Raw genomic sequence first — 8234 nt, 5'->3', positions numbered from 1 at the left:
GAGTTATTCGTGAATTGAATCAAATTGCCGAAATAAGAGGTTACCCAAAGAAACTGCGACTGGATAATGGTCCTGAATTCATTTCAATCGCGATGACTGAATGGGCGGAGCAACATGGTATTAAGCTTGAGTTCATCCAGCCCGGAAAGCCTACGCAAAACTCTTATATAGAACGATTTAACCGGACTTACCGAACGGAAGTCTTGAATAGGTACGCATTCAGAAGTTTAACGGAGGTGAAAGAAATCACCCAAGCGTGGATAAAGGAGTACAATGAGGAACGGCCGCATCAGGCTTTAAACAGCATGACGCCTGTGCAATACCGATTAAGCAAACACCCGGAAACCTCTAGTTTAGCCTGGTACTAAAAAAGGAGGGTTTACAATCATATCAATTTGAACCACCCTAGGTAAATCGAAAGAGGTTCCAGTAATAATACAGCGACCTTTAGGTAAATTAGGAGTCATGCCTTACTCTACAACTATGTCTAATAGGTTTAATTTAAACCATTGTGAATAATTTAATTCTTTTGCACATTAGCACAAACAAGCAGTAAAAATTTATGGAAGGAACTTTTGTTTTAAATAAACGCTCCTATAATCCATAATTCCAAAATATTTTAGTGAAAAGAGAGCTAAGTTGTCACAAAACAGGAAATACGTACACAGCAGGCCTACTTCGGCACTTTAATCTCCTTTTTGATGGTTTACATTAAGATCATTAAAGTTCCCCTTATTTGGCCTATTTGGGGTAGAGCCATAAATAAGGTCACCGTTATGGGCCGCATTGGTTCTTTTCCGTATTTTTATTTAAGGCTGTTAGGTACAACGCCGCCGCTTTCGGCGAGCTTAATCATAACCTGCTTGTGGAGCCAGACATTCATCTCAGCTGAACCGTCGAGCGCCCCAGTGTAGCCAAGTTCCTGTGCAAGCTGCTTGCGGGCGCTAAGGCTTGAATCGAGGTTCAGTAGCTTCATCAAATCGACAATGGATTTTTTCCAATTGTAGTCCTTACGACCAGTAGTATCGGCGACCTTTTGGATCATCGCTTCGACTTCGGCTCCTGTCATCGGCTTTGGGGTGGAGGGTGCTACTGGCGTGTTGCCGGAAATGCCACCGGTGTCCACTGGTGTAGCTGCTTTTGCAGTTCCAAAAATTGCAGAACGGATGCTACCAAAAATGCTCATGACTTCCTCCTTGTTAGATCATTGAAACGAAATATATGGTGCGAAACTAAATTCCGAGCGCATCGCTGGCTCGCGTTCTTTGTTAAGTCTAGTGTCCACTTTCTGATCTTACAACCTTTTGTAGACAAAAATAGTTTTTTCAGTAGTTTATGATCTTATTTGATACAACAAAACCTGTTTTAACTATTAGAGAGATTTTTATGTCGAAGCTCTTACCTGATGATGGAAATCAGTCACAAGCTTTTTATTACCACAAATGTAACTGCGGGTCTTTGTATCGCATGTACTGAGCCTTCTTGGTTAATCGGAGTTGCTATTATTGCAGCCGCAAACATAATGACGTGTCAAGCAAAATGATACAATACAGTTCCGTTACTCCCCGAAGACCTGTAGTAAAATTATTCGATATCCTAACTTAGAATTTTTAACCACATTCTTTACCAATTTCACCCATGATTTACCATAAAATAGAACGAAGGGTAAAGTAGTATAGAACCCCCCCCATTTTGATGAAGTACAATTAATTAATAGAAATTATACGGAAAGTATTGCAGTCCATTTAAAAAAATATTCATTCAAAATTCTTGATACGTTTAAAAAATATGACATCAAAACTTCTTTAGTACATGATTACGAAACATTATTTAATTTTGTGCAAAATAAAAAAGAAAGTGACGCGGATTTCGTTTCGAAGAGACTCACATGACCACACTGGAGAGCGTAGAGAAATTAACTGCTGTATTAGCCATCGGATTTTGCTGGGCACATAAAGTGGGTGAATGGAAAGCTGTCACGAAAAAAGCAATTAGGCTCAACAAGCATCGTGATAGTTATCGCCCTCAAAATAGTTTCTTTCGTTATGGCTTTGATTTTATTAGGGAACTCATTATCAATCCCTTTAAAAAAATATCTCAATTTAAAAAAATATTAGACATATTTTTCAATATTTATCCTCAACAGGAGCTTGTCTCATAATTTTTGTCCTGTGCAGAAGGGTTATTGCTGTAAAAAATAGGAACTTAATGTTCTGATAATATTTAATAATTATACTCAGTGAATAAATTAAGAGAAATAAGAGGAGTAATTATGGCCAAGAAACTTTATCAAGTTTTGGGATTTGATAGTGATGAGAATGTAAGTCAGGAGGAAATTAAAAAAGCTTATCGTAAGTTAGCTTTAAAATTCCATCCTGATAAAAATAAGACGCCTGGTGCCCAGGAAACATTTCAAGAAATCACTGCAGCTTACGAAATTCTAGGTGATGAAGAGAATCGAAAGCAATATGACAATGGAGAAATTGATGAGAAAGGAGAAAGAATCACGCCTTACTTTTCCGAGCCAGAACGCGATTATAAAGCACCTAAAACATCGTCTTTTTTCTCGTCTTCATCTAATTATTCCAAATCAGATAATAAATCGACTACAGATGAAATCAGGCCATCCGTTCATGAAGGATATTCATTTGGTTACTCAGGTTCATCCTTTATAGAGACGTTATCACTGATAATGCTTCTTACTATGTTGTATGAGCAATCCAAACCGCGGGTTGCAGAAAAAACCAGTGCTACTTTTAGTAGTGGTGAAGACAATGAGAATTCCAATGATTTTATGAGTAGAGATCCTGTTACTGAATATTTTGTAGCTCATTTAATTATGTTTGCGATGCTTAATGAGTTAAATCGTGCTTACGATCAAGATAATTATTCTGCCTATAATTATTCATTCTAATCTTTACCGAATTGCCGACTGTCATCGGCAATTCGGTACTCTTTGAAGGCAAATGTCACATTGGCCATGAAACTCAGGTGCCATTCATAACCCTAAAATATAGCGATACTGCCAAATTTGTCATTTTTTAATGCAAGTTGATTTAAATTAAACGAATTTAATTTACAAAATAATTTAACTCGCGTAGAGTAAGAGGGTTTTTTGATTCAAGGTAATCTCATCAAAGTTCGATTTTATACTCGTTGGATTAGAAAATTTGTAGTTGGGTGTTGGCTCAACCCATTGCAGTCATGGTGTAAATCCATGTTGAGCCAAGAGTCGGCATCCATGAGGATCTTTAAGTTAAGATTCGGATACCGACTTTCGTTGGTAATTCGATATGCTTGAATTTTTGTTCGGCACTACGATTTTTGATTATTTTTTACACGATTATTAAGATTATCTTAAGTTTGTTTCGCTACAATTAAATTTTTGTAAGTTGTTGCAACAGCAAAGAAGGAATGCAATGAGTAGTAACAAGCATGCGTTGACTATTTTCAGCCTCACTATGATTACCGTCGGCTCAGTGGACAGTATTCGAAATTTACCTGCTACAGCGTTATTCGGTAGTCAACTGATCTCTTTCTTTATACTCGGGGCTTTGTTTTTCCTGATTCCTACGGCACTGGTTTCTGCGGAACTCGCTTCTGGTTGGCCCAGACAGGGAGGTATCTATATTTGGGTAAAGGAAGCGTTTGGTAAACGAGCAGGATTTCTGGCTATTTGGTTGCAATGGATCGAAAATGTAATTTGGTATCCTACAATCTTATCATTTGTGGCGGGAACAATTGGTTATTTAATTAATCCTGATGTGGCTAATAATCCTTATTTTCTCTGGATAGTGATTGTCAGTTCTTTTTGGAGTGTCACTTTATTGAATTTGCGAGGTATGCGTTCCTCGGCCTTGTTTAGTAACATTTGCGCTCTGTCTGGCCTATTATTGCCCATGGTTTTAATTATTGGTTTAGGTGCTTTATGGATAGTGGGTGGTAATCCTTTACAGGTACAGTTTGATGCGCAGAGCTTAAGTCCTCATTGGCAGGAAAAATCACTATGGGTTTCATTAACTGCCATTATGATGTCATTTTGTGGTATCGAAATTGCTACGGTTCATGCTAATGACGTTAACAATCCGCAACACGCTTTTCCACGTGCTTTAACATATTCCGTTTTGATTATTTTAAGTACCTTAATTTTGGGTTCTCTCGCGATTGCTGTTGTTTTGCCTCAACACGATATTAATCTGGTTGCCGGGATTATGCAGGCTTTTTACGCTTTTTTCTCCAAGTACCACTTGACAGGGTTTATGCCCATAGTTGCATTAATGCTGGTGATTGGAGGATTAGGGGGCGTGAGTAACTGGATTATTGCTCCTACAAAAGGTTTATTGGTTGCTGCTGAAGACGGTAATTTACCGGCTGTTTTTCAACAAACCAATCAACAGGGAGCGCCTGTTGTGATGTTAATTACGCAAGCTATTATTGTGACGGTCCTTTCCGCCCTTTTTCTTTTTATGCCCAGTGTTAATGGCTCTTATTGGTTATTAACGGCTTTAGCGGCCCAACTTTATATGCTGATGTACCTGCTAATGTTCGCTGCGGCTATTAAATTACGTTTTAGTGCTGCTGAGCATGTACGTACTTTCCGTATTCCCGGTGGAACGATGGGAATGTTTTTGGTAGCGGGCATTGGAAGTATAGGCGCATTAACAACGCTGGTGGTCAGTTTTATGCCACCGACAGGCATTAACGTAGGTAGTATTGGGCGTTATGAAATTACGCTGATTTTGGGGCTTATTATTATGTGTTTGCCGCCTTTTATTAGTTCCTGGTGGCAAACCCGCCGTTTAATATCGCCACTGGAGGTCGATCTTGCCTGATTATTATGAGTATTAAATCTCTGTTATGCGAATTAGAAACCCGATTGCCTGAACTGGAATGGAAAATGAAAGAGTCTGCGAGCGCTTTCTCAATGACATCACTTCCGCCCGGTCTTTTTCACCTCTTCCAGGAACCCACACCAGCAGCCTGCATTGCCGAAATCAAAGAAAATATTCAAACCCTGGGCAGGCAAAAAAGCGAATGCAGCGCTTATTATCTTGCCCAACGAATCCATCGAAAAATAAATGTTTTAGTTACTCTGTGTTATTTACAATCAAAAAAGCCAAAAGTAGAAGAAAACGTCAATTTTAATTTGAATAAAATAAGTACGCGCCAACAATGGCTGTCTTCGTTAGAACATACTATTAATGAACTGACAATACAGAGGGAAGCGATGATGAATGCTTTAAAACAAATGCAAATTCGTGGGAATACTCAGGCAATACTGACTCTCCAGGGGGAGGTGGGAAAAATAGAGAAGCGTCTCACATTGGCTGAGGAAACGTTAGCTCGTGCTCAGAGCTTGTAAAATAAAACTAAAGTTAGTCTGGCAAAACCCGATAGTAAAATTGTTGATAGGGTAACTATAACCTCAAGGCAATACTGGATTTATTTTCTATAAGTACAAAATTTTTTCTGCTGTCTTAAAAATTGCCAAATAAGAGATATAGTCTAAAATGTTATTGTTTAAAGCGGGATCTCTTCGGTATATAACGCCCTGTTTAATTGAGGATAGATTTTTGTCTTCATAGGAATGTCAATAATATCCTTCGAATTGATAAGAAATGAAGATGTACGTTTTATACTCCGCATAATGAGTACATCTAAATGTTTATCTATAAACCAACTAAGAGGAGTTGTGAAATGACTCACGAGACCAAAATTGCCCAGTTAAAGTGCTTTCATCAACATAATTATTTGGTTTTAAATCAGGAAGGCAGATTACAGCAGATAGGACTAAGTCAATTGGATGGAGCGCTTCCTGTATTGCCTGCTACCGGAAGAGAGGTCAATGGCTACACTCACGCTTATGTTGTTTATCAAGGAAAACATGAAGAAGAACCTATTCAAATTATTGTGATGCGTCCTTTGCAAGAAAAAGGAGAGAGTGCGCATTCGGCTATTTCTTTGTGCATGAATACACCAAAATGTCGAGGGCATTTTATAGCTCAGCATCTTTATTTTGATCTGACAATTCTTTTTAGCGGCGAATGCAAGTCTGCTTTATTGGTAGACGCGTTGCCAGCCATGTTTGACAAACCTTTAACAGGCATTATTTTTAATTTAAAAGGGTCTGCAACTGATCAATATCGCTCAGGTTTACCAGATTCCAGCACGTTAGTCAGTTTTATTCCAAAAGACTGCTTCGCGCTTCATTCTTATCATGATAAGGAAATAAAAATTCAAAGTCCTGATATTGGAAGTATTCTTTGCGACGAGAAAGAGGTAAACAGGAATTTATTTCTTAACTCTGATGCTTCTCATCTTACGTTAGATGATTCCTGTCAAGAAAAAGGAAAAGAAAATGAGACACAGAAAATATCACCTGCCGGGCCTGCCATGCTTTAAATAAACGAATCACTTCCATTTAGCGTATGAAAAGTGATGAGATAGATGGCGGTTATATAACTATCATCTATCCCTTTTAGTTGGATTAAATTAACGCCTGACTAGTGAATAATTATCAATCAAACGAATGTCATCGATCATGACAGCCACAAAGCGTCTGTTTTCATAGTCCTCAAGATATTCCACTTGTATCCCTGCCTTGCAAAGTTCTTCAATGAGGTCTTCACGCGGTTTGTCCTGATGAAAAATTTGAGCAAACTGCTCTGCTCTAAAACGCTGGCTGTCGTTTAGACGAGTATTACGAGAACTATAGGCAAGACCACCTGGTTCACGCACAGTGGGACACACTTTAATCTCTGTTTTTAAGAAAAAAGCGGCGACCATATCACGGATTAAAAGATATTGTTGATAATCTTTTTCACCAAAGTAAGCCCGTTGAGGTCTTGTCAGGTTAAGTAATTTCATAACGACGGTGAGCATACCGGTGAAGTGTCCTGGTCTTTGTTTTCCTTCCATTAATTGGCAGAGTGTTGTTTCCTGTAATTGATAACAGTAATTATCGGCATAGAGCCTCTCTTTGTCAGGGAGTAAGCAATAATCTACGCCTGCTTGTGCAAGCAATTTAAGATCGGCATCCAAAGTACGTGGATAATGAATGAAATCATCGGTACGATCAAATTGCGTGGGGTTGATAAAGATACTGGCAATCGTGGAATGGTTTTCCTGTTTACTTTTAGTTAATAAGGAAATGTGTCCTGGATGTAAATTACCCATAGTGGGAACAAAACCTAGAGAAACGTCGGATTCCAGCGCATCCCGAACAGTCAACCATTCGTTAACATCATGAAAAATTTGCATATTTCCTCTTTAGAATACTAATTGAAAGAAAGTGAATTAAAATGAATGGGACTCAGTAGGAAATTCGGCATATTGCACCTGGTGCGCATAATGATTAATAGCGGTTAATATCAGATCCTTACCTTGCGCATATTGCTTTAAAAATCGGGGATGGAATTCAGTTTGCAAGCCTAAAAGATCATGCCAGACTAACACCTGACCATCGGTGTGAACACCCGCACCTATGCCGATAGTTGGAATCTTCAACGTTTCAGTAATTTTTTTCGCCAACTGCTGAGGCACACATTCAAGGACAAGGGCAAAACATCCAGCGGTTTCAAGATGCGCTGCCTGTTGTATTAAAAGAGCGGCTTGCTCCTCATTTTTTCCTTGTACACGGTAACCGCCTAATTGATGAACCGATTGAGGAATTAAGCCAATATGTCCACACACTGGAACCCCTGAGGCAACTATATAGGCAATGGATTGACAAGTCTCGTTATCCGCGCCTTCAATTTTTATGGCCTGTGCACCTGATTGCATCAGGCGTTTTACATTACTGATTGTCTCAGCCTGAGAAATGCGATGGCTTAAAAAAGGAAGGTCTGCGATCAGAAATTGCTGGTTTAAACCTCGTGCGACAGCTTGAGTATGCATTACCATCATATCCATTGTTGCCATAATGGTACTTTCATACCCATGCACTGCCATTGCTACCGAATCACCTACTAAAACACAATCAATATTTGATTCTGCCACAATACGAGCAGAGGGGTAATCATAGCAAGTCAGCATGCTGATTTTTGTTTTCTGCTTTTTTTTGCGTTGAAAGTCATGAATCTTCATGCAACTCTCCTTATCCGGGAGTTTGCAGATAAAAAAGAAAAAAAGGAAAAAAACTCAGGTACCTGTCGCATGGATCAAGTCCTCCAATAATGCTTCATTAATAAAAGTCACCGCTCCCCATGAAGTCGGTGCTGAATAGAATCATAAAG

At 38.9% G+C, this 8234-nt stretch carries 9 protein-coding genes; 6 read left to right on the top strand and 3 right to left on the bottom strand.

Annotated elements, in window-relative coordinates:
• Positions 1–368: integrase core domain-containing protein (locus T345_RS13530; RefSeq protein ID WP_035918106.1), on the top strand; the 368-nt coding region annotated here is incomplete at its 5' end.
• A gap of 437 nt (positions 369–805) precedes the next feature.
• Here T345_RS13530 and T345_RS0104175 read toward each other — a convergent pair.
• Positions 806–1186, bottom strand: a complete 381-nt coding sequence (locus T345_RS0104175) for a DUF3597 domain-containing protein (protein ID WP_028388237.1) — start codon at positions 1184–1186, stop codon at positions 806–808.
• Positions 1187–1888: 702 nt separating this feature from the next.
• On the opposite strand from T345_RS0104175, the gene T345_RS13525 reads away from it, so the two are divergent.
• From T345_RS13525 to T345_RS0104150, 5 genes are all read left to right on the top strand, one after another.
• Complete coding sequence (locus T345_RS13525; protein ID WP_051555124.1) at positions 1889–2161, top strand: hypothetical protein; 273 nt, start codon at positions 1889–1891, stop codon at positions 2159–2161.
• Positions 2162–2272: 111 nt separating this feature from the next.
• Positions 2273–2914, top strand: a complete 642-nt coding sequence (locus T345_RS14510; protein WP_028388236.1) for a DnaJ domain-containing protein — start codon at positions 2273–2275, stop codon at positions 2912–2914.
• A gap of 505 nt (positions 2915–3419) precedes the next feature.
• Positions 3420–4832, top strand: a complete 1413-nt coding sequence (locus tag T345_RS0104160) for an APC family permease (protein ID WP_028388235.1) — start codon at positions 3420–3422, stop codon at positions 4830–4832.
• A gap of 5 nt (positions 4833–4837) precedes the next feature.
• Positions 4838–5362, top strand: coding sequence for a hypothetical protein (locus T345_RS0104155; protein ID WP_028388234.1), 525 nt, complete (start codon positions 4838–4840; stop codon positions 5360–5362).
• A gap of 335 nt (positions 5363–5697) precedes the next feature.
• The gene (locus tag T345_RS0104150) at positions 5698–6402 is read left to right on the top strand and encodes a hypothetical protein (RefSeq protein ID WP_028388233.1); all 705 of its coding nucleotides are present in this window, start codon (positions 5698–5700) and stop codon (positions 6400–6402) included.
• A gap of 90 nt (positions 6403–6492) precedes the next feature.
• Here the strand turns inward: T345_RS0104150 and panC are convergent, their stop codons facing one another.
• Both panC and panB read right to left on the bottom strand, forming a co-directional pair.
• The gene (gene panC / locus T345_RS0104145) at positions 6493–7260 is read right to left on the bottom strand and encodes a pantoate--beta-alanine ligase (RefSeq protein WP_028388232.1); all 768 of its coding nucleotides are present in this window, start codon (positions 7258–7260) and stop codon (positions 6493–6495) included.
• 36 nt (positions 7261–7296) lie between these two features.
• The gene (gene panB / locus T345_RS0104140) at positions 7297–8085 is read right to left on the bottom strand and encodes a 3-methyl-2-oxobutanoate hydroxymethyltransferase (protein ID WP_028388231.1); all 789 of its coding nucleotides are present in this window, start codon (positions 8083–8085) and stop codon (positions 7297–7299) included.
• Between the last annotated feature and the right edge of the window lie 149 nt (positions 8086–8234).

It is taken from the genome of Legionella fairfieldensis ATCC 49588 (assembly GCF_000621525.1).
Lineage (GTDB): Bacteria > Pseudomonadota > Gammaproteobacteria > Legionellales > Legionellaceae > Tatlockia > Tatlockia fairfieldensis.
The sequence above is the reverse complement of the archived record's forward strand: the minus strand, read 5'-3'. Positions and strand labels throughout refer to the sequence as shown.